18 protein-coding genes are annotated in these 19,124 nt (G+C 72.4%); 16 read left to right on the top strand and 2 right to left on the bottom strand.

Translation table 11 applies throughout. The features are described from left to right. Nucleotides 1-36: 36 nt before the first annotated feature. The 16 genes from O7617_RS27970 (at nucleotide 37) to O7617_RS27895 (ending at nucleotide 14,275) form a co-directional block, all read left to right on the top strand. Entirely contained in the window at nucleotides 37-810 is a 774-nt protein-coding gene (locus O7617_RS27970) for a DUF3153 domain-containing protein (protein WP_282259215.1), read from the top strand. Between the two features lie 145 nt (nucleotides 811-955). Further along, the gene (locus tag O7617_RS27965) at nucleotides 956-1,300 is read left to right on the top strand and encodes a hypothetical protein (RefSeq protein ID WP_282259214.1); all 345 of its coding nucleotides are present in this window, start codon (nucleotides 956-958) and stop codon (nucleotides 1,298-1,300) included. Nucleotides 1,301-1,311: 11 nt separating this feature from the next. After that, the gene (locus tag O7617_RS27960; protein ID WP_282259213.1) at nucleotides 1,312-1,920 is read left to right on the top strand and encodes a glycine zipper family protein; all 609 of its coding nucleotides are present in this window, start codon (nucleotides 1,312-1,314) and stop codon (nucleotides 1,918-1,920) included. After that, nucleotides 1,917-2,615: a carboxypeptidase-like regulatory domain-containing protein gene (locus tag O7617_RS27955; protein ID WP_282259212.1), complete on the top strand. Its 699-nt coding sequence runs from the start codon at nucleotides 1,917-1,919 to the stop codon at nucleotides 2,613-2,615. Before O7617_RS27960 ends, O7617_RS27955 begins: the two co-directional genes overlap by 4 nt. 22 nt (nucleotides 2,616-2,637) lie before the next feature. Beyond that, entirely contained in the window at nucleotides 2,638-3,897 is a 1,260-nt protein-coding gene (locus O7617_RS27950; RefSeq protein ID WP_282259211.1) for a phage tail sheath subtilisin-like domain-containing protein, read from the top strand. Nucleotide 3,898: 1 nt separating this feature from the next. Then, nucleotides 3,899-4,384 (top strand): phage tail protein, encoded by a 486-nt coding sequence (locus O7617_RS27945; protein ID WP_282259210.1) that lies wholly within the window; start codon nucleotides 3,899-3,901, stop codon nucleotides 4,382-4,384. Continuing rightward, nucleotides 4,359-5,765 (top strand): hypothetical protein, encoded by a 1,407-nt coding sequence (locus O7617_RS27940; protein WP_282259208.1) that lies wholly within the window; start codon nucleotides 4,359-4,361, stop codon nucleotides 5,763-5,765. Before O7617_RS27945 ends, O7617_RS27940 begins: the two co-directional genes overlap by 26 nt. Further along, complete coding sequence (locus tag O7617_RS27935) at nucleotides 5,765-6,631, top strand: hypothetical protein (RefSeq protein WP_282259206.1); 867 nt, start codon at nucleotides 5,765-5,767, stop codon at nucleotides 6,629-6,631. Before O7617_RS27940 ends, O7617_RS27935 begins: the two co-directional genes overlap by 1 nt. After that, nucleotides 6,628-8,220: a contractile injection system protein, VgrG/Pvc8 family gene (locus O7617_RS27930; RefSeq protein ID WP_282259204.1), complete on the top strand. Its 1,593-nt coding sequence runs from the start codon at nucleotides 6,628-6,630 to the stop codon at nucleotides 8,218-8,220. The genes O7617_RS27935 and O7617_RS27930 overlap by 4 nt, the downstream gene beginning before the upstream one ends. Continuing rightward, a complete protein-coding gene (locus O7617_RS27925) occupies nucleotides 8,220-8,558 on the top strand; it encodes a hypothetical protein (RefSeq protein ID WP_282259202.1) in 339 nt (112 codons plus the stop codon). The genes O7617_RS27930 and O7617_RS27925 overlap by 1 nt, the downstream gene beginning before the upstream one ends. Then, nucleotides 8,555-8,989, top strand: a complete 435-nt coding sequence (locus tag O7617_RS27920) for a GPW/gp25 family protein (RefSeq protein ID WP_282259201.1) — start codon at nucleotides 8,555-8,557, stop codon at nucleotides 8,987-8,989. The genes O7617_RS27925 and O7617_RS27920 overlap by 4 nt, the downstream gene beginning before the upstream one ends. Next, nucleotides 8,986-11,625, top strand: coding sequence for a putative baseplate assembly protein (locus O7617_RS27915; protein ID WP_282259200.1), 2,640 nt, complete (start codon nucleotides 8,986-8,988; stop codon nucleotides 11,623-11,625). The genes O7617_RS27920 and O7617_RS27915 overlap by 4 nt, the downstream gene beginning before the upstream one ends. Then, entirely contained in the window at nucleotides 11,606-12,121 is a 516-nt protein-coding gene (locus tag O7617_RS27910) for a phage tail protein (protein WP_282259199.1), read from the top strand. Before O7617_RS27915 ends, O7617_RS27910 begins: the two co-directional genes overlap by 20 nt. Next, on the top strand, nucleotides 12,118-13,041 hold the full coding sequence (locus O7617_RS27905; RefSeq protein WP_282259198.1) for a hypothetical protein: 924 nt from the start codon (nucleotides 12,118-12,120) through the stop codon (nucleotides 13,039-13,041). The genes O7617_RS27910 and O7617_RS27905 overlap by 4 nt, the downstream gene beginning before the upstream one ends. After that, a complete protein-coding gene (locus O7617_RS27900) occupies nucleotides 13,038-13,499 on the top strand; it encodes a hypothetical protein (RefSeq protein WP_282259197.1) in 462 nt (153 codons plus the stop codon). Before O7617_RS27905 ends, O7617_RS27900 begins: the two co-directional genes overlap by 4 nt. A gap of 20 nt (nucleotides 13,500-13,519) precedes the next feature. Further along, the gene (locus tag O7617_RS27895; RefSeq protein WP_282259196.1) at nucleotides 13,520-14,275 is read left to right on the top strand and encodes a hypothetical protein; all 756 of its coding nucleotides are present in this window, start codon (nucleotides 13,520-13,522) and stop codon (nucleotides 14,273-14,275) included. Between the two features lie 125 nt (nucleotides 14,276-14,400). On the opposite strand, the gene O7617_RS27890 is transcribed toward O7617_RS27895, so the two are convergent. Beyond that, nucleotides 14,401-14,886 carry a hypothetical protein gene (locus tag O7617_RS27890; protein ID WP_282259195.1) on the bottom strand — a complete coding sequence of 162 codons (486 nt, stop codon included), beginning with the start codon at nucleotides 14,884-14,886 and terminating at the stop codon, nucleotides 14,401-14,403. A 17-nt stretch (nucleotides 14,887-14,903) separates the two neighbouring features. Continuing rightward, a complete protein-coding gene (locus O7617_RS27885; protein WP_282259194.1) occupies nucleotides 14,904-18,989 on the bottom strand; it encodes a polymorphic toxin-type HINT domain-containing protein in 4,086 nt (1,361 codons plus the stop codon). Between the last annotated feature and the right edge of the window lie 135 nt (nucleotides 18,990-19,124).

Genomic DNA, 19,124 nt, shown 5'->3' with positions numbered 1-19,124 from the left:
ACTGCCGGTGTGAAAGCGATCACACACACTGAGCCCATGAACAGGAGAGTCAACCGCGGTAAGGCACTCCGCGTCGCGGTGTGTCTCATTCTGCTCGCCGCGCTCAGCGGTTGCATGCAACTCAACATGGGTCTCACCGTCAACGCCGACGACACGGTCGACGGTCAACTGCTGCTGACGGCCCAGAAGCAGGTGTTGAGCGCGCGGAACAAGAACGTCCCGGCCGCCTTCGCGGAGCTGCGGCAGAGCATTCCCGCGCTGCCGGCCGGAGAAGAGACCATTTACCAGGACGACACTTTCTACGGCTCGCAGATCAGTTACCGCAGGGCGCCGCTGGCCGGTTTCGACACGGAGAGCGTGAAACTGGTCCGGGACGGCGATCTCTACCGTTTCACACTGCCACTGGACCCGAAGAAATACGGCGGAAAGGTCACGCAGCAGAATCCGCAGCAACAGCAGGCGTTCCTCAAGCTCATGTCGTTCGAGATCTCGGTGACATTTCCCGGCCGCGTGATCGACAGCAACGGCACTGTCAACGGCCGTTCGGTGAGCTGGAAGGTCGACGCCAACCAGGACAAGCCGACCGAGCTGCGGGCCGTGGCCGAGGCGCCACCTCGACCCTCCGCCTCGCCGGCCGCCGCCGGCGACGACAGCGGGTTCCCCTGGTTGCTGGTCGGTGGCGGCGTACTCCTTCTGCTGCTGCTCGCCGCGGTGGGCGTACTCCTCTTGCGCCGCCGTCAGCCCACCGCGCCGGCTGCGCCCGGGCCGACCCCGCCGGGCCCGCCCGCCAGCGCCCCGGGGCCCGGCTGATCCACCCGGTGGCCGGCACCGCCGGCCGCGCCCGGCTCCGGCCGCCCCCGAGACGACGGCGACCGGCCCCGGTGCTCCCGGTGGGAGCACCGCACCTCACCACCACCACATCCCGGTCGCACCATCGCAGAAAAGGGGGATCGCCATGAACGATCTCTTCACCTGGGCAGCCCTGGGCAGCCTGGCCGGTGCCAGCGCCGCGACCCTGCTGGCCACCAACGTCATCGGCGGGCTCATCGGGCCCAGCGGAGACAAGCTTCGCAAGTGGATCGCCATCGGCATCGCGTTGCTGCTGTCCTACGTGACCGCGGCGTTCGCCGACGACGCCGGCGGCGAGAAGTGGATCATCGCGTTCTTCAACGCGCTGGTCATCTTCTCCGCCGCACTCGGCGTCAACCAGTTCCCGCCCGGCAACCGGCAGGCGACCCAGGCGTCGCCGACCCAGGTCGCGCAGAACCGCGAACCCCGTTTCATCCGCTCCTGGGTCTGAGAGGTGACGTCATGGTCTTCGGAATCCTCAGCGCGGCGGTCCAGGTCGTTCTCGGCGCTCTCTTCGGCTTCCTCGCCGGTGGCCCGATCGGGCTGCTGATCGGCGCGGCCGTCGGCACGCTGGTCGGCGCGGTCTTCGGCTGGGCGGTGGCCTCCGCCGGGGTGTACGCGCCGGACGCGCGCGGCATCTTCCTCTTCGTCGTCGACCACACCTGGAGCCTGCTCAACACGGTCGTCGGGGCCGTCTACCTGGCCGCACACCTGATCTTCGGGCACTCGCTGGACCGGCCCACCTCGGCCGGCAGCGGGCGGGTCTGCGTGGTGGAGGGGGTCTCGCCCCGCTACGCCACCACCATCGGCACCGTCTGCGCCGGCGCCAGCTCGAGCATCCAACGGCACGAGGACGTGCACATCTTCCAGGGCCGCCTGCTCGGGCCGTTCTACATCCCGCTGGTCCTGGCGAACTACGTGCTGTTCACCATCGCCCCGGTGTGGTTGCTCTACCACGACCACACCAACGCCCCGATCAACCGGTTCACCAGGTACTTCGAGATCGGTGTCTACCCGCACGTGTGGAACGAGGCCATCGCGTACCGGATCCAGGGGACGCCGCCGCGATGAGCACCGATGGGCGCGGTCCGATCGAGACGGCCACCGCCGAGTTGGCCTCCTGGCTCACCAGCGCGGTGGGAGAGCCCGTCCCGGTCGGCCCGCCCCGCACCGACGGTGACGCCTCCGGGCTCACCGTCTGGCCGCTGGAGTTACGCCCGGCCCGGCAGACCCGGTCCAGCGGCGCGGTCCGCGAACCGTACCGGTTCACGGTCCGCTACCTGATCTGCGCGACCGGTCCGGCCGGGTTGCCCCGGCTGGACCGGGTGCTCACCGCCGCCACCACCGAGGGTGGTTACGCAGTCGTCCTGGAGGCCGGTGACCCACCACTCTGGACCGCGTTCGGCACGGCGCCCCGCCCGGCGCTGCTGATCGACGTGCCCGCGCAGGTGGACCACCCGACCCCGTCGGCGCCGCCGGTCCGGCAACCGTTGCGACTGCGGCAACTCGGGGTGCACTCCCTCACCGGCCGGGTGGTCGGCCCCGAGGACCAACCCCTCGCCGCGATGCGGGTCGAACTCGCGGCCACCGGGTCCGCCACCCGCACCGACCCCGACGGCCGGTTCCTGATCGTCGGCGTCCCCCACGACCCCGAGCACCCGGGTCCGGTCCGGCTCCGGCTGACCGGCCGCGGCCTCGTCCTCACCGCCGACGTCGACCCCACCGAACCCGACCTCGTCATCGTCTGCGCGCCACCGACCCACTGACGCCCACCGCACAGGAGGACCGATGCCCAGCTACTTCTCCCCCGGCATCTATGTCGAGGAGGTCCCCAGCGGCGCCCGACCGATCGGCCCGGCGAGCACCAGCATCGCCGCGTTCGTCGGCGTCGCCCCGGACCGCTCCGCCCACCTGGGCAAGGCGGTGCCGGTCAACAACTGGACGGAGTTCCTGCGGCTCTTCGCCGGTGGTGAGCGGGTGGAGAGCACTCCGCTGGCCCGGGCGGTGTTCGGCTTCCTGGACAACGGGGGCGCCCGCTGCTGGGTGGTCAACGTCGGCGAGGGCGGCGCGATCACCGGCACCGGGCAGAAACGCGGTGGCCTGCAACTGCTGGAAGCCGTCGACGAGATCTCCATCATCGCCGCCCCCGGCTTCCACGACCCGGTGTCGCACGAGGCGCTGCTGAGCATGGCCGAACGCACCCGCACCATGGTGGCGATCTGCGATCCGGCACCGGACATCGACGACATCTCCGCGTTGACCCGGGTCGCCACACCGTCCTCCGGCAAACCCCCCAAGCCCGACGGGGGTACGGGCGGCGGCGCGGGCGGCTCCGGCGGCGGCTCGGCCCAGCCGGGCGGCTCCGGCGGGCACGAGGGGGCGGCGTACCGGCCACGGCAGTCGGAGTTCGGTGCCTTCTACTACCCGTGGCTGCGGGTACGCGACCCGATCAGCGGCGAGTTGGAGCTGACGCCGCCGAGCGGGCACCTGGCGGGCATCTGGGCCCGCACCGACGCCCTGCGCGGCGTGCACAAGGCACCGGCCAACGAACCCGTACGCGGCGCCGTCGACCTGGGCTACCTGGTCACCCGACCGGAACACGACGTGCTCAACCCCAAGGGCGTCAACGTGATCCGGTACTTCGCCGGCGAGGGCATCCGCGTCTGGGGCGCCCGTACGCTCGCCGCCGAGGCCAGCGAGTGGCGCTACCTCAACGTACGGCGGCTGAGCATCGCCATCGAACAGGCCATCGCCAACGGCACCCGGTGGATGGTGTTCGAGCCCAACGACTTCACCCTCTGGCGCTCGATCCGGCGTGACATCGGGGCGTTCCTCACCCGGGTCTGGCGCGACGGCGCGCTGCTGGGGCGCAGCCCCGAGGAGGCGTTCTTCGTCAAGTGCGACGAGGAGACCAACCCGCCCGACGTACGCGACGCCGGCATGGTCATCGCCCACATCGGCATCGCCGTCGTCAAGCCCGCCGAGTTCGTGGTGTTCAAGCTGAGCCAGTGGGCCGGCGGCACCGAGACCGAGACGATCGGAGGCTGACATGCCCACCCCAGCCACCCCGCAGCAGCCCGGCGCGCCGGTCGACCCCTACCGGGCGTACAACTTCCGGCTGCTCATCAACGGAGTCACGAACGGCCACTTCACCGAGATGACCGGCCTGGAGGTGAACATCCCCGGGCAGCCGTACCGGGAGCACGGCCTGGGCCGGATGCGGATGGTGCCCGGGCAGGCCGAGTACGAGCCGGTGACGTTGCACTTCGGCCTCACCGCCTCCCGCGAGCTGTGGGACTGGGTGAACGCCACCGCGCAGGGCACCCTCAACCGCCGCAACGTCTCCGTGGTGCTGCTCGACTCGGTCGGCACCGCGGAGGTGCTGCGCTGGAACCTGATCGACGCCTGGCCCACCCGGTGGCGTGGCGCGCACCTCAACACCCTCAGCCACGAGATCGCCATCGCCTCGTTGACCCTGCGCTACGAGGGCCTGGAGCTGGAGACCGGCGGTGCCGCCGCGCCGGCACCCGCGTAGCTGGCTGGCCGGGCGGCTGCGCTCGGCCGCCGGCGCGGTCCAGCGCCTCGCCGGACGGGTCGAGCCCGCCGGGCGAACCCGTCCGGAGCCCCCGCCGGACCCGCCACGCCGCTTCGGGGAACCCCCGCAACACTGGTTGGACGTGGTGGCCACGCACGCCCCCGGCCTGCTGCGCGACCTGGACCTCGACCCGGCACCGCCGCAGACCGAGCAGACGCGGGGCCCCGAAGACCAGCACGGGGGGTCCGGCGACGCTACCGCGGCCCCGACCGCTGCCGAGCGACGGTTCGCCCTGGGCCGGGCCGGCAGCCTGGTCGCGGACCTGTCCCGGCACCCCGCCGACCTCGGCCTCTCCACCGGCACCGGTGTCGAGCGCGACGCCACCCGGCTGTCGGCCCCCGGCACGACGGGCAACGCTGGCACGTCCGGCGACCCTGCGGCGGGTGACCTCGACGCGGCGGTCGGCGCGGAAACCGTCAGCGTGCCGGAAGGTGCGGCTCGGCCTGGACATGCGGTCAGGCCCGAAGGTGCGGTCAGGCCCGAAGGCCTCGGCACCACCGGAAGGCGCGGCGCGGCGGGGACCGTTCCGTCGCATGGTGACCCCGACCGGGCGGGTGGGTTCGGTACGACCGGCGCGGCGTACGACGTCGCCGGACCGCGCCTGCTGAGCCACGTCGGGCGGCCGGGCACCACGCCGGACGCGCGTCCGACGGCGGGGTGGAGCGACACGCCCAGAGTGGCTACCCGAGACGGCAACTCGGGGCCCGGCCACATCTCGCGGTCCGGCAGCGTCTCATCTCCCACTCTGAAGTCCGCCGACCTCCCCGCCCTGAAGCCCGCCGATCAGCACGGCCCAGAGCCGGCGTCCCCCCGCCAACCACCCGCCACCCCCACCCCCACCCTTACCCCCACCCCACCCCCCACCCCAGCCCTCGCCGTCGGCGAGATCTTGGAGGATTTCGGCCCCTCCAGTGGCACGTTCCTTCCAAGATCTACACGTCCAGCCGCTGACGAGGGGTGGGGTGGGGACGGTGGGGGCTGGGGTGGGGGTGGGGGTGGGGCTGTGCGCGGTGGGCCGTGGCCCGCCCTGCCGGGCGAGCGGGTGTCGCCTGGGCAGCTCGACCAGGCGGCGCTACCGCAGGGCGGGCAGCGGCCCGTTCAACGCATCGAGGTTGATGCGGCGGATCGGGTCGGCCGTCCGGATCGCGGACCGGGTGGACACTGGCCGGCGAGCACGGCCCTCCCGGCGATGCCGCCGCAGGTGACGGCCGCCGACCCGTGGCCGGCGCTACCTGACGACGGGGCGGTGTGGGAGGTGCCGGGCGACGTGCTGGACGCCGCCCACCTGGGTCGGCTGGACCGGGAACAGGCGGGCGACTGATGGAGCGGGTGGCCTTCCTCATCGACTCCTCCGGGGAGCGGGTGGACTGCCTGCTCAACCCGGAGACCGTGCAGGTGACCCGACTCGCCGGCGTACGCCGTCGGGGTGCCGCCGGCGGGCAGCTCACCGGGTCCGGGCTGGCCGACGACCCGCTGGTCTTCACCGGCGGCGGCCGGACCGAGCTGGTGCTCGACCTGCTCTTCGACGTCGACTTCGTGGAGGCGCAGGTCCGTCCGGCCGACGTGCGGGTGCTGACCCGCCCGCTGTGGATGCTGGCGGAGAACTCCGCCGTCGAGCATGGCTGGCTGCGACCTCCGCTGGTGCGGTTGGTCTGGGGCAAGACCTGGAACGTGCCCGGCGTGATCGTCGCGGTCGCGGAACGGTTCGACGCGTTCACCGGTACCGGGTCGCCCCGGCGGTCCTGGCTGCGGCTGAAGCTGGTCCGCGCCGCCGAGTCGGCCGAAGAGGCGCAGGCCGGCTTCGAGGAGGAGTTGGCGGCGGCGAGCACCCCGACCGCCGCGCCGGGCAGCGCGGTGATCGCCGCCGGCGACGGCGCGGCCGAGCCGGGCCGTTCCGGGGTGCGCTTCGACCTGCTGGCCAACGACGCGCTCGGCTCGCCGCTGCGCTGGCGTCTGCTCGCCGAACACAACCGGATCACCGACCCCCTCGCCGTTCCGGCCGGTACGACCCTGGCGGTCCCACCACCGGCACCGACCGCCGCGACGGCGACGGCGGTGACCGGGGCCGCGCGGGCGCTGGCCGGGGCGGTGGGTGCCGGCGCGGCGTTCGTCGGAGCGTCGATCGCCACCGCGCCTGCCGCCTGGGGTGCGGCGACCGGCCCCATGCCGACCGGGGGTACGCCGTGACGAGCGTCGCGCCCCGGGCGTTGACGGTCAGGCTCGACGGCGTCGAGCTGGCCGACGCGGCCCGTCAGCGGATCCGCTCGCTGCGTGTGGCGGCACGCCTCGACCAGCCCACCCAGGCCGAGCTGGTGCTCGCCACGACCCCCGGGGCCGGTGCGTTCGACCCGGCGGTCCGCCCCGGCACGACGCTCGACGTACGGCTGGCCGATCACGCCGATGCCCTGTTCGGCGGGGAGGTGACCGCGGTGGAGGTCGACTACGCGGCGGACGGTGCCGCGCTGCTGCGGCTGCGCGCGTACGACCGGTTGCACCGGCTGCGCAAGCGCCAGGGGTTGCGGGTGTTCACCGCGGTCACCGCGGTGGAGCTGGCCCGGGAGTTGTGCGACGAGGTGGGGTTGACGGTGACCGCCGACGTCGACGGGCCACGGCTGGAACGGCTGGCGCAGCACCGGCACAGCGATCTGGAGCTGCTGCGGGAGGTGGCCGGGCGGGCCGGGCTGCACCTGGCCACCGACGGTGACGGGGTCCGGTTGGTCACGCTCGCCGGTCACGGGGAGCCGGTCGCGTTGACCCTCGGCGCGGGCGTGCACACCCTGCGGCTGTCCACGAACGCCGACCAGGCCGGTGGTGCGAGCGTGGCGCTGGGCTGGCACCCGCAGCGGGCCGAGGTGATCAGCCAGCAGGCCGACGAGGCGCGCTGCGGCCGGTCCGCCGACGACCGCCCGGACCCGGCCGACGTGGGCGCCGGTGGGGTGCGTACCGCCGTGGACCAGCCCGGCCGCAGCGACGACGAGTTGGCGGCGTTGGCCCAGGCCCGCCTGGACACCCGGGCGGCGGCACTGGTCACCGCCGAGGGGGTGGCCGAGGGCGATCCGGCGCTACGGCCGGGCCGGCGGATCGACCTGAGTGGTGTGCCGGACCCGGTCGCCGGGGCGTACGTGCTGACCGAGGTGATCCACACGGTGGACGGCGACGGGCACCTGACTCGGTTCTCCACGGTGCCACCGGTGCCGCCACCGGCTCCGACCGGCGGCGCGGTGGTCACCCTGGGCTCGGTCACCGACGTCGCCGACCCGGACGGGTTGGGGCGGGTCCGGTTGACCCTGCCCGCGTACGGGGACCTGGACGCCGGCTGGCTCGCCGTGCTCTGCCCCGGCGCGGGGCGGGGCAAGGGCCTGGTGGCGCTCCCCGACCCGGACGACACCGTGCTGGTGGTGCTGCCCGGTGGCGAGCCGGCCTCGGGCATCGTGCTCGGTTCGTTGTTCGGCGCCGTCGAGCCGTACGACGCGGGCATCGACGACGGGCGGGCCCGCCGCTGGACGATGCGGACCGCCGGGGGGCAGTCGATCGTCGTCGACGACGTGAACCGCAGTCTGCGGCTCGCCACCGAGGGCGGCAGCTTCCTGGAACTGACCCCGGATCTGGCCACGTTGCACGCGGCGTCCGATCTGGTGATCTCCGCACCGGGCCGGGCGATGGTGGTGCGCGCGCGCAGCGTGGACTTCCTGCACGCCGAGTCGACCGAGGCCCCGGCGACGGCGGCGGAGCAGGCCCGTTCCCTCGCCCGCGCCCACCACGAAGGAGGCGGCTGATGCGCTGGATCCACCGTGACTCCGTGATCACCTGCGACCACGACGGCCGGGTCGAGAACCGACCGTCGCGGGAGTGGGTGACGGTCACCGGCGTGCCGGTGCTGGTGGACGACGACCCGGAGGGACGCGACATCGTCGCCTGCCCGAACTACGGCCCGACCATCAAGCCGTGCACGACGACGCTGACCGTCCGGGTCGGCTACAGCGACTGGGTCCGCGTCGACGGGCACCGGGTGGTGCTCTCCCACCTGTCGGGGTTCACCAACGGCACGCCACCGGGTCTGGTCAAGCACACCGTGCGGGACCCGCGCCAACAGTTCCTGGGAGCGGACCGGTGAGGGCCTTCCGCTTCGTCGGCGCCGGCTTCGACGCCGGCCGGACCGGCGGGTTGGCGCTCACCGCGGCCGGTGGCCTGGCGATGACCGAGGGCGACGAGAGCGTACGCCAGGCGCTGTTCCTGCTCCTGTCGACCACGCCGGGCGAACGGCTGATGCGACCCGGGTACGGGTCCCGGCTGCACCGCCTGGTCTTCGCGCCCAACGACGACACCACGGCCGGCCTGGCCATCCACTACGTCCGGCAGGCGATCGCCCGTTGGGAGCCCCGGGTCGAGGTGATCGACGTGGACGCCGGGCCGGACCCGGACGACGCGTGGCGGCTGGTGATCAGGTTGGACTACCGGGTGCGGACCAGCCTCACCCCCGGGCAGCTGGTCTTCTCCGTGGACCTGCTCCCGGCCGACGATCCCGCCCAGGGAGGCCCCTCATGACACTGCCCGTGCCGCACCTGGACGATCGCGGCTTCCTCGACCTGGTCACCGAGGCCCGGGAACGGATCCGGCAGTCCTGCCCGGCGTGGACCGACCTGTCGGCGCACGACCCCGGCATGGCGCTGGTGGAGGCGTTCGCGCACCTGACCGAGGTCATGATCTACCGGCTGAACCAGTTGCCGGAGAAGGCGTACGTCTCGTTCCTGAACCTGCTCGGGGTCGCCCGGCACGCACCCACCGCCGCCTGGGCGGACGTCCGGTTCACCCGTACCGGCACCGACCGCGCGGCGGTCCGGATCCCGGCCGGCCTGCGGGTCGCGGCGGCACGCGGGGCGGACCCCCGGCCGGTCGTCTTCGTCACCACCGAACCGGCGCTGCTGCCCGCCGACGAGACGTCGGTGACGGTACGGATGCACCACTGCGAGACGGTCGAGGCGGAGCTGCTCGGTGTCGGCACCGGCCAGCCGGGTCAGGTGCTGCGGGCCGCCCACGCGCCGTTGGCGCACACCGCCGAACCGCTGGACCTGCTGCTCGGCGTGGAGGTGCCGACCGGCACCGTCGAGTTGGGCGCGGCGGCCCGCGAGCACGACGGTCGCACCTTCGAGATCTGGCAGCCGGTGGACAGCTTCGCCGGGCTCGGCCCCCAGTCGAAGGCGTACCTGGTCGACCGCTGCTCGGGCACCGTCACCTTCGCCCCGGCCCTGGACCTGCGACCTCCCGCGGGGGCCGCGCAGCCCTCGGCGGGGACCCCGACGCCGGTCACCGTCGCGGCCGTGCCGCCGGCCGGGCGGCAGGTGCGGCTCTGGTACCGCTCCGGCGGCGGGCCCACCGGCAACGTGGCGGCGGGCACCCTGACCAGCCTGCGCGACCCCCTGCCCGGGGTGAAGGTGGACAACCCTGCTCCGGCTGCCGGTGGCCGCGAGATGGAGGCGTTGGAGTCGGTGCTGCTGCGCGGCCCGTACGAGTTCTTCGCCCAGCAGCGGGCGGTGACCGCTCGCGACTTCGAGGTGCTCGCCACCAGCTCCGGCGCGGTGGCGCGGGCCCGGGCGTTCACCCGCGCGGCGGTGTACAGCTTCGCCCGGCCGGGTGAGGTCGAGGTGGTGCTGGTGCCGTACGTGCCGCCGACGGCCCGCCCGAACGGCCGCCTGCCGGTGGCGGTGCTGCGCGAGCACGAGGTGCCCGAGGCGCGGCACCGGGTCGAGGCGGACCTGGAGGAACGCCGGATGGTGGGCATCCGGTCCCGGGCGACCTGGGCCCGTTTCAAGGCGGTGTCGGTGCGGGCCCGGGTGGTGGTCCGGCGCGAGGAGGACGTGGACGCCGTCCGCAGCCGCATCCACGACCGGCTGCACCAGACGCTGAGTCCGCTGCCGACCGCGCTCAACCCGACCGGTTGGCCCTTCGGGGAGCCGCTGCGGGCGTCCAACGTGTACCGGTTGCTGGAGCACGCCGAGCCGGGTGTGCGCTACGTCGAGTCGGTCCGGTTCGTTGTCGACGAGGCCCCCGACGCGGAGGTCCGCGCCCTGGCCGTGGACCAGTACCAGCCCCGCACCTGGTACGCGGGGCGTGGCCCGGTGGTGTTCCGCTCCAGCAACGGCGGCGCGGGGTGGGAGCCGGCGGGCCGCTTCGAGGACGAGACGGTGCTGCGGGTGGCGCCCGCTCCCGCGCCGGTCCGGCCGGGCATCGTGGCACGTCCCGGCTCGGTGGCCGTGGTGACGCTGCGCGCCTCCGGGGGCTCCCGGGTGCACCTGAGCACCGACCTGGGCGAGACGTGGTCCCTGCTCACCGACCTGGACTCGCGGATCTCCGACGTGGCCTGGCTGGACCGCGACGGCGCGGGCGCGCTGCTGGTGGCCACCGACACCGGCCTGTACGAGGTGTCGTTGCTGCCCGGGGCGGTGCCGTTGCAGATCCTGGTCGACCCGTCCGACGCCGACCGGGGGTTCTACGCGGTGCGCACGTTCGTCTCGGAGCGGGGCGCGCCGGGCGTCGCGGTGGCCGCGCAGGCGAGCTTCGGGGTGTACCTGTCGACGGCCGGTGGCCGACCCGGCAGCTTCACCCACGTCGGATTGTCGAACGTGGACAACCGGGTCCTCGCCGTGCAGTACGACGGCCCGGCCACGCTGCTGTGGAGCGGTGCCGGTGAGCCGGACCCGAAGAAGCCGGGCCAGGGCTGCCATCGGACCCGGCTGTTCGAGTCCGACGTGAAGTGGCAGTCGACGCAGTCCGGCTGGATCGGCGGCACCTGCCGGGACCTGGCGTTCGCCGGGTCGTTGGCGGTGGCGGCCACGCAGAGCGGCGGGGTGCTGCGGCTGGACACCCTGGCCACCCAGCCGCAGTGGCAGCCGGTGTCGGTCAACTGCGGGCTGCCGCTGCGGGATCGGACCCGGTTCGTGCCGGTCGACGCCATCGCGGTGAACGGTCCGGCGACCGGCGGGGGCGGCGGTTCCGGCGCGGCGGAACGGTTGATCCTCGCCGGTGGTGAGCGTGGTGTGTACCGCAGCGCCACGGCTGTCGACTGGACGCCCAGCGCCAACCAGGCCACCGCCGACGTGGTGACCGTTCCGGATACCTGGCTGCTCTGCTCCGGCGAGCACGACATCGAGGTGGTGCGCCAGGATGCGACGCTCGGCGATTGAACGGCTGTTGCCCGCCGCCTACCAGCGCGCCTGCGTGCCCGGCAGCGTGCTCTGGACACTGCTGGACGTCATGGAGGCACTGCACGCCCCGGACGAGGCGATCCTCGCCGAGGTGGACGCCCTGTTCGACCCGTACCGGGCGCCGGACGGGTTGGTCGTGCGGTTGACCGGCTGGGTGGCGATGGACCACGTGGTGGCGTCTCCCCGGCCGGACACCCCGCTGCCGCTGCCGGTGGGCCGGCTGCGGGACCTGGTGGCCGACGCCGCGCTGCTGGCCCGGTGGCGCGGCACCCCGTACGGGATCCGCCGGGCCCTCGAACTGGCCACCGGAATGGTGGGTTTCACGATCGACGAGCCCGCCGAGCAGCCCTTCCACGTGGTGGTACGGGTGCCGGCGGCCGCCGCCGGTCAACTCGCCGTGATCACCCGCATCGTCGAGGCGGAGAAGCCCGCCTCGACGACCGTCGAGATCGTCCTGGAAGAGGAGTCGTCATGACCACCGAGTGGGCGGTCGTCGCCGCCGCCGAACAGTTCACGCTCGACCCGCGCAACGGCGGCGAACTGACGTTCACCGTCTCCAACCCGGGCAACGCGCCGGACACCGTGGTGTTCGACGTGGCCCCCGGTGACGGGTCCCAGCGGGCGTGGTTCACCGTGGCCGAGCCGCAGCGGGTGGTACCCGGGCAGGGCTCGGTGTCGTTCCTGGTCAAACTCGCCGTGCCGGCCGGCACCGCCCCCCGGCGCTACGACATGACCGGGTTCGCGTACTCGGCGAACACCGCGCCGGAGGAGAGTTCCCGTTCCAGCGGCCGGGTCACCTACGAGGTGCGGGCGGTCGCGCCGCCTCGGCGTACCCCCTGGTTGTGGATCGCCGCCGCGGCGGCGTTGGTGTTGGTGGTGGTGACCGTGGGAGTCGTCCTGCTGACCCGCGACTCGGGCCCGGGTGAGCCGCGGGTGGTCACCGTCGAGGCGGAGAGCCTGGTCGACGGCGCCACCGTGGAGTCGCCGAGCAAGAGCAAGGCGGCGGTGGTGGCGCAGCCGGACTGCTGTGAGGTCACCTGGTCCGGCGGCGAGCAACTGTTCTTCCAGGGCCTGGCGATCGGCGACAAGGTGACGGTGACGGTGCAGATCCCGGCCGACGGCACCTGGCGGTTCGCAGCGGTGCGCACCACCGCCGTCGACTACGCCAACACCGTCTTCGTCATCGACGGCAACCAGGTCGGCGGCACGTTCCTCGGCTTCACGCCGACGGTGCGCAAGACGGAGTTCCTGGACGTCGGCACGGTCCAGCTTTCCAGGGGCGCGCACCAGGTCACCCTGCTGGTGGTCGGCAAGACGCAGGGGACCAACCGCTACTTCGCCGGCGTCGACGTGCTCCGGTTCAGCGAGGTCGTGTCACCGGCCGCCGCGCGATGAGCGGCCGGCAGAAGGCGCTGCTGGGCGTGCTCGCCGTCCTGCTGGTGGCGCTGTTCGTGGTCGCGGTCGGGGCGGGCCGCGACGACCGGGGTGATCCGGGCGCCCGACACGGGCTGGTCGACCGGTTGGGGGCGCTCGGCGGCGAGCACGCCACGGTGGACCCGGCCACGGTCAGCGCCGACTGCGTCGAGGAGCCCGGACGGCTGGTCTTCTCGGGCGGTTGCGAGCTGCGGATCGCCGACCCCGGCGGGTTACGCACCCTGGTGCTGCGCAGCGGGGCGCGGTTCACCGTCACCGCGCCGGCCCCGGGCGACGCCGACCTGACCATCCGCGACGAGGTCGAACCGGCCGCGGACGGCACCGGAGCGGTGGCGAAGGTGGCCGTCGACAAGGCCACGGTGGTCGGTGTGCGCTGTCCCGGCCTCGGTTCCTGCACTGTCGTCGTGGCGACGTCCTGAGCTGAGTGGAGGGTTCCGCCGTGGGTGACCTGCGTAAACCGTTCCTGCTGCTGGCCATGCTCGCCATCGTGCTGGCGATCGGGGTGGAGCTGGGCGCCGGGCTGCTGATCGGCGGCGGTGACGCCGGTGCGGCGCTCGCGGACAGCGCCGGTTCGTTGGACGTCCAGATCGACGACGTGTCCGGGGTCAGCGAGCCGTCCGGCCGGGGCACCGGCTACCTGGCGTTGATCGACGCGGTGGCGGTGTGGAGCACCGGGCTGTTCTGTCTGGGTCTGCTCCTACCCGAGCGGGTCCAGGGCCGGGTGCAGGGCGTCGCCGGCCTGATCTTCTCGATCATCCTGATCATCGTGGGGCTGATCGCGCTGCTCATCGCGTTCGTGGAACTAATGATCATGGTGTCGCTGTTCCTGGCCGTCCCGTTCGGGACGCTCGCGTACCTGGCCCTGTGGGGGTTCTTCCCGGTCGGCGACGCGGCGGTGCTGCTCGGGCTGGTGCTGCTGCTCAAGCTGGTGTGGGCCGGGCTGCTGGTGCTGGCCCAGCCCCGGTTCCTGCAGAACAAGGGCCTCGTTCTGCTGATCCTGACCACCCTGCTGTGCACCGTCGTGCTGGAGTTCCTGCACAACCTGGTGCCGGTGATCCTGGTCAGCATCGTCGACGACGTGGCGGCGCTGGTCTTCGCGATCATCGCGATCATCTGGGGGCTGGTGCTGCTGATCGGCTCGATCCCGGCGATCGTCAAGGCCGTCCGGGTCACCGCGGCGCTGCCCGGTCGTTGACGTTCGCGGTATCGGCAGCGCCCACGTGGATCGTCGCGCACCTACGCCGTGCACGAGTTGATCGACCGCTCCCGCTGACCGCGTCTCGTTGCCCTCGACCGCAGCGACGATCAGCGGGGATGGCGCTACACGTCGGACATGTCGAGCACCGCGATGGCCTCCAGGGTGTACGTCTCCAACTCGTCGAACCAGGGGGGATGAGACCCCCGCCGGCTGAAGAAACGAATCGTGGCGCCCTGGAGCGAGAAGTCCTCGTCATCCACGTCGACATTTATCGCGACGGTGGCCAGGAGCGTTTCCGAGCCCGGCAGGCCACGCGCCTCCGCCAGCATCCGTCGTGCGAAGTGCAGGCCGCGGGATGCCGCCCTGGGCAGGAAGTCGTCCGTCTCGCCACCCAGGTCGGCGAGTGACACATGGACGTCGTTGATCTCGTACTCGCCGTCGCCCAGGGCGTCCGCCGGGATGTCGCGCAGGCTCTTCGGCCGATGCGCGGCCACGAGGAGCGCACCACCGGGCTCCACCACCCAGCCGGCATCCAGCGTGTCCTGCTCCATCTCTGGAACAGTCGGCTGGTCTGCGGAGAACGCCGCCATGCGGAGCAGGCTCCGCATGGCGGCGTTGGTCCTCATCACGGACGTGGAATCCCCATGAACCTGAATGCCTTGTTGATGGCTTCCTGTGGAATCTGCTTGGCTGCCTTCTTGGAGAGCTCGACGCCCGCCTCGGACACCCATTTGCCGTTGCTCGGATTGTAGTAGTACTTGGTGGTGTCGGCGCCGCGTCCCTTGAATTGAACGTGGAAGGCTGCCGTACCGTCGACACCCGGACGGGGGTTCTCCACGTCCACCCGGATCGACTCGTCGTTGGTGATCCACACGGTCTTGCTCGTAGCCTGCGGTGACGTCGGGGCGGAGGTGACCCGGCAGGCTTCCGGCGGAGCATTGTGGACCAGTACGGACGTGCGGTCCACCGCGACGTAGTACGTGCTGAGGTCGGCGACGCTGAAGTTGTAGACCCTGGTGACCTCGCTACGCGAGGTGCTCCGCTCGACGCGCACCGCCGAGCCGGTGTCGCTCATGAGCCCATCGCCGACCGTCAGCGATCCGGCCTCCACCCACGCGTCGCGCGCCGGCACCCAGATCGGGTGGTTGCTGGTGGCCGTGATCGTCGCCGTTGCCGAGCCGGCCTCACCGTCCACGTCGACGACGAGGTCGACTAGCGCCTTCACACCGACCGTGGTGATCGTGGCGGTCACCACCTTGTTCGCCGTCACACCTGTAGCGGGGTCGGTTGCCCGGACGGTGTCACCGACGACCACGTCCTCGATGCTCCGGCGGGTGCCGTTGGCGAGAAGTACCCGAGTTCCGGCGGTGAAGCTGCTGGTCTTCTTGCAGGCCTCGGCGAGCTGCCCGATGATGTTCTTGATATTGCGCAGCTTGTCCGCGTTCTTCACGCCCTTCGCGCCGCTGGCGAGCCAGCCCACCACGGGTACCGTGGCACCGAGTGAGAGCACACCGCCGACCCAGTCGCCGCGTTTGAACGAGATGGCCGAGTCGACGGCGTCACACGCCTCACCGACGCCTGGAATCAGACCACACATGCCGAGAACGAACTGCAACATGTCCAGCAGCAGTTCCGGGTTCTGGTCCACGAAACCCTTGATGTCGGCGAGCATCGCGCAACCAGCCGTGCCGTTGTTCGCCGGCACACTGCACTTGGCCGGATCGACGAGCGCACCGGCGAAGTCCTTGTAGGTGCTCAGACACGTCTTGGACAACGCGTCCTCGGGAACGAGACAGCTCCAGGTCTTGAAGTCGCCGGCGGCCGTTCCGGTTCCGTCGGCACCCGTGCCGGCCGCGGCACTTCGACGGGCCTCCTCGGCCTGCCGCAACCGGTTCGTGTAGGTCTGGCTGGCCTCCTTCGCCGCCAGTTCCGCGGCGGCGGCATCCGCGCCCGCAGCCTGCGCGTCGGCGCGAGCCTGCGCGGCCGCGCCGTAGGCGCCGTTCGCGTCGTCCCGGGCACGACGTGAGGCAGCGGTAGCAGTCGCTGCGGACCTCGCGGCCTGACCGGCGCTGGCCTGAGCCGAGTTCGCCGCGTCCCGCGCGGTGGTAGCCGACTGCGCCGCCTGGTCAGCGGACCGTTTGGCGTCCGCGGCGGACTGGGCGGCGGAGGTTGCGTAGCCGGCGGCCCTGTTCGCCGCCTCGGCCGCCTTGGTGGCCCAACCGTTGGCCTCGTCGGCGGCCGCGCGCGCCACGGCGGCGACGCGGTTGGCCTCCGCCGCGTCCGCCACGGCGGTCTCCGCGTACTGCTGAGCTTGGGCGATGAGCGCCCGCACCGCCGCGACGTGGGCACTCTGCTCCGCATCCCGCTGCGCCGCCTGATACCGCGACGCGGTGAGGAAGTAGGAGATGTACGAAGGGGGACCGGCCAGCGCGACCTGACCGGCCGCCTTGACCTCCGGCCCGCCCGTCTCGATGATCCGGTACACCTCCAGTCGTTCGTCCGCGGTACGCGCGGAGTGCTGACCCGAACGCAGGAACTGATGCACGTCGGCGGCGCTGCCGTTGAGCGCGGCGGTGGCCGTGGCCTTCACGTTCGGACCTGCGGTCGCCATGATCTGGTAGACCGTCTGTCGGTCCTTGGCAGCCTTGCCCACGTAGTTTCGGGTCCGCAGGAAGGTCTGCACCGCCGTGTCGTCGCCGGTCAACGCGGCCTGCGCGGCAGTTTTCTCCGCCCCGTCAGGCAGCGTGTCGACCAGGTTCCACACTCGGGCGCGATCGTCCTGCCCGACCGCGAGGCGCCGCCCCTCGGTGAGCCACGACCGCAACTCCGTCTCGCCGCCACTCAGCGCGGCCTCGGCGGCGGTCTTCGTCCAGTCTCCGCCCGTCCGTACGAGCGCTACCGCTGCCCGACGACCACGGTCGATGACCACCTCAGCGGACGCACCGGAGGCTGTCGCCTCGTCCAGCAGGGCACGGGTGCCCGAATCGACGCGGTCCTCCTCTGCGGTGTCCCACTGAAGCGACCTGTTCCACTGCGCGAGCAACCCGCCCTGCGCCTTCGTCGCCGCCTCCGCGGCCGACGCATCACGCGCGGCCTGCACACCCTGTTCGGTGGCGTTCACCAGCCGGGCGGCGTCCTCATCGCGTGCCATCTGCTCCAGCGTCACCGCCTGGTTGGCTGCCGTGACCGCCAGGTTCGACGCCTCCACAGCGGCAGCGGCGTGTTTGGCCGACTCCACCGCTGCCACCTCGGCACGGCCGGCTGCGGCTGCGGCTGCTTCGGCCGCCGCAGCGGCAAGCTCGGCATGCTGAGCGGCCTGCGCGGCGAACCGGAAGGCCTCGTCTGACGCCTTCGCAGCCGCCTGCGCGAACGAGTACGCCCGGTCGGCTGCCCGATCTGCTGCGGCAGCCGCCGCACGGGCCTCAGCGGCGGCGTTACGCGAACGCGCCGCCTGCGCCTCGGAGACGCCCGCGTGGCCGCCGGCCTGATCAGCTGCTGCTGCGGCGGCGTCCGCGTTGCCGCTCGCACCCTTCGCCGCCTCGGACGCGACCTTGGCCTGGGCGAGCGCGCGATCCCGCTCGGCTTTCACCTGTTCCAGCTCACGGGCCTTGGCTGCCGCGTTTCGTGCCGCCTCGGCAGCCTGCCGGGCCGCCGCCGCCTTACCGGCGTCGGTGCGAGCGGCAGCGGCGGCGCGCTGTGCGCGGGAGGCTGCCTGCGCAGTCAGTGAGGCGGCAGTGGTGGCGCGGCGAGCCGCGTCCGCCGCAACCCGCGCAGCTCGCATCGCCGCGTTGGATGCACCGATCGCGTCACGCGCGGCGTCGGCGGCGCCCTCGGCAGCGTCAGCCGCCCGCCCCGCCGCAGCGGATGCCTTGGCCGCCGAGCCGCCGGCCGCCCGCGTCTCCGCCTCTGCTCGCTGGGCCGCGGATTTCGCCTCCGCAGCCGCATTCACCGCCCGGGTCGATGCCTCCGAAGCGGCCAGCGACTCACGGGCCGTCGTCTCACCGGCCTGCTTGGCCTGCTCGGTCAGACTCTTGATGGAGGCCAGTTCGGCGTCCCGAGCCCGGGCCACGAACTGACCGCTCACCAGGAAGTCGCGAAGATCCGCCGGAGTGCCCGCCAACGCCTGCTGTGCCGCGGAGTCCAGAACGGGACCGCTGTTGTTGACACCACCGGTGAGCATCCGTGTCGCGGCCAACCGATCGTCGGCGATCGCGGCCGCGTCTCGACCATTGGACAGGAAATCGCTGATGTCCTGTGGGGTGCCCGCGAGCGCCCGCTCGGCTGCCGCCCTGGTTGTCGGACCGGCCCCTTCGATCACCCGATAGACCCGCAGTCGCTCGTCCGCCGTGAACGGCACCTCCCATCCGCCGTTGACGAAGTTCTGGACCGCCGCTCGCGATCCCGCGAGGGCCTCCAGCGCCGCGGCCCGGGTGCCCGGTCCGTCCATTCCGGCCAGGACCTGTGCTGCTGCCCTCTCGTCGGCCTGCTGGGCCGCGTCCCGACCTGACTCGATATATGTCGTGAGGTCGGCCTCGGTGCCCAACAGCGCGGCCTCTGCGGCGCGTTGCGTCGAGGGACCACCCTCGACGAAGTCCTCGACTGCCTGCTCCCGGTGCGTCAGCTGGTCCGCAGCGGACGCCGGCGCGCCCGGAACCAGGACCGACCCGATGAGGAGGAGAGCCAGGACTCCCGCGGTGCTCCTGCGCCGCAAGGATGGCCTGCGATTCGGCTGTTTTCGGGCAGGATGGATTGACTGTCTCACTGATGGAACCCCCGTGTAGCGTCGATAGTCCACGAGGAGGCTATCGACTGGTCACAATGGCCACAAGGCCACACCCGACCCGAC

Source organism: Micromonospora sp. WMMD1155, assembly GCF_029581275.1.
Classification (GTDB): domain Bacteria; phylum Actinomycetota; class Actinomycetes; order Mycobacteriales; family Micromonosporaceae; genus Micromonospora.
Note: the sequence above shows the minus strand (reverse complement) of the source record. Positions and strands in the feature narration are given on the sequence as shown.

What these genes read in the sequence shown, in the direction of transcription:
- O7617_RS27950 (WP_282259211.1), top strand. Translation starts at nt 2,638, where the DNA reads ATGCCCAGCTACTTCTCCCCCGGCATCTATGTCGAGGAGGTCCCCAGC.
- O7617_RS27925 (WP_282259202.1), top strand. Translation starts at nt 8,220, where the DNA reads ATGCGCTGGATCCACCGTGACTCCGTGATCACCTGCGACCACGACGGC.
- O7617_RS27915 (WP_282259200.1), top strand. Translation starts at nt 8,986, where the DNA reads ATGACACTGCCCGTGCCGCACCTGGACGATCGCGGCTTCCTCGACCTG.
- O7617_RS27890 (WP_282259195.1), bottom strand. Translation starts at nt 14,886, where the DNA reads ATGCGGAGCCTGCTCCGCATGGCGGCGTTCTCCGCAGACCAGCCGACT.
- O7617_RS27945 (WP_282259210.1), top strand. Translation starts at nt 3,899, where the DNA reads ATGCCCACCCCAGCCACCCCGCAGCAGCCCGGCGCGCCGGTCGACCCC.
- O7617_RS27965 (WP_282259214.1), top strand. Translation starts at nt 956, where the DNA reads ATGAACGATCTCTTCACCTGGGCAGCCCTGGGCAGCCTGGCCGGTGCC.
- O7617_RS27970 (WP_282259215.1), top strand. Translation starts at nt 37, where the DNA reads ATGAACAGGAGAGTCAACCGCGGTAAGGCACTCCGCGTCGCGGTGTGT.
- O7617_RS27910 (WP_282259199.1), top strand. Translation starts at nt 11,606, where the DNA reads ATGCGACGCTCGGCGATTGAACGGCTGTTGCCCGCCGCCTACCAGCGC.
- O7617_RS27905 (WP_282259198.1), top strand. Translation starts at nt 12,118, where the DNA reads ATGACCACCGAGTGGGCGGTCGTCGCCGCCGCCGAACAGTTCACGCTC.
- O7617_RS27955 (WP_282259212.1), top strand. Translation starts at nt 1,917, where the DNA reads ATGAGCACCGATGGGCGCGGTCCGATCGAGACGGCCACCGCCGAGTTG.
- O7617_RS27935 (WP_282259206.1), top strand. Translation starts at nt 5,765, where the DNA reads ATGGAGCGGGTGGCCTTCCTCATCGACTCCTCCGGGGAGCGGGTGGAC.
- O7617_RS27900 (WP_282259197.1), top strand. Translation starts at nt 13,038, where the DNA reads ATGAGCGGCCGGCAGAAGGCGCTGCTGGGCGTGCTCGCCGTCCTGCTG.
- O7617_RS27960 (WP_282259213.1), top strand. Translation starts at nt 1,312, where the DNA reads ATGGTCTTCGGAATCCTCAGCGCGGCGGTCCAGGTCGTTCTCGGCGCT.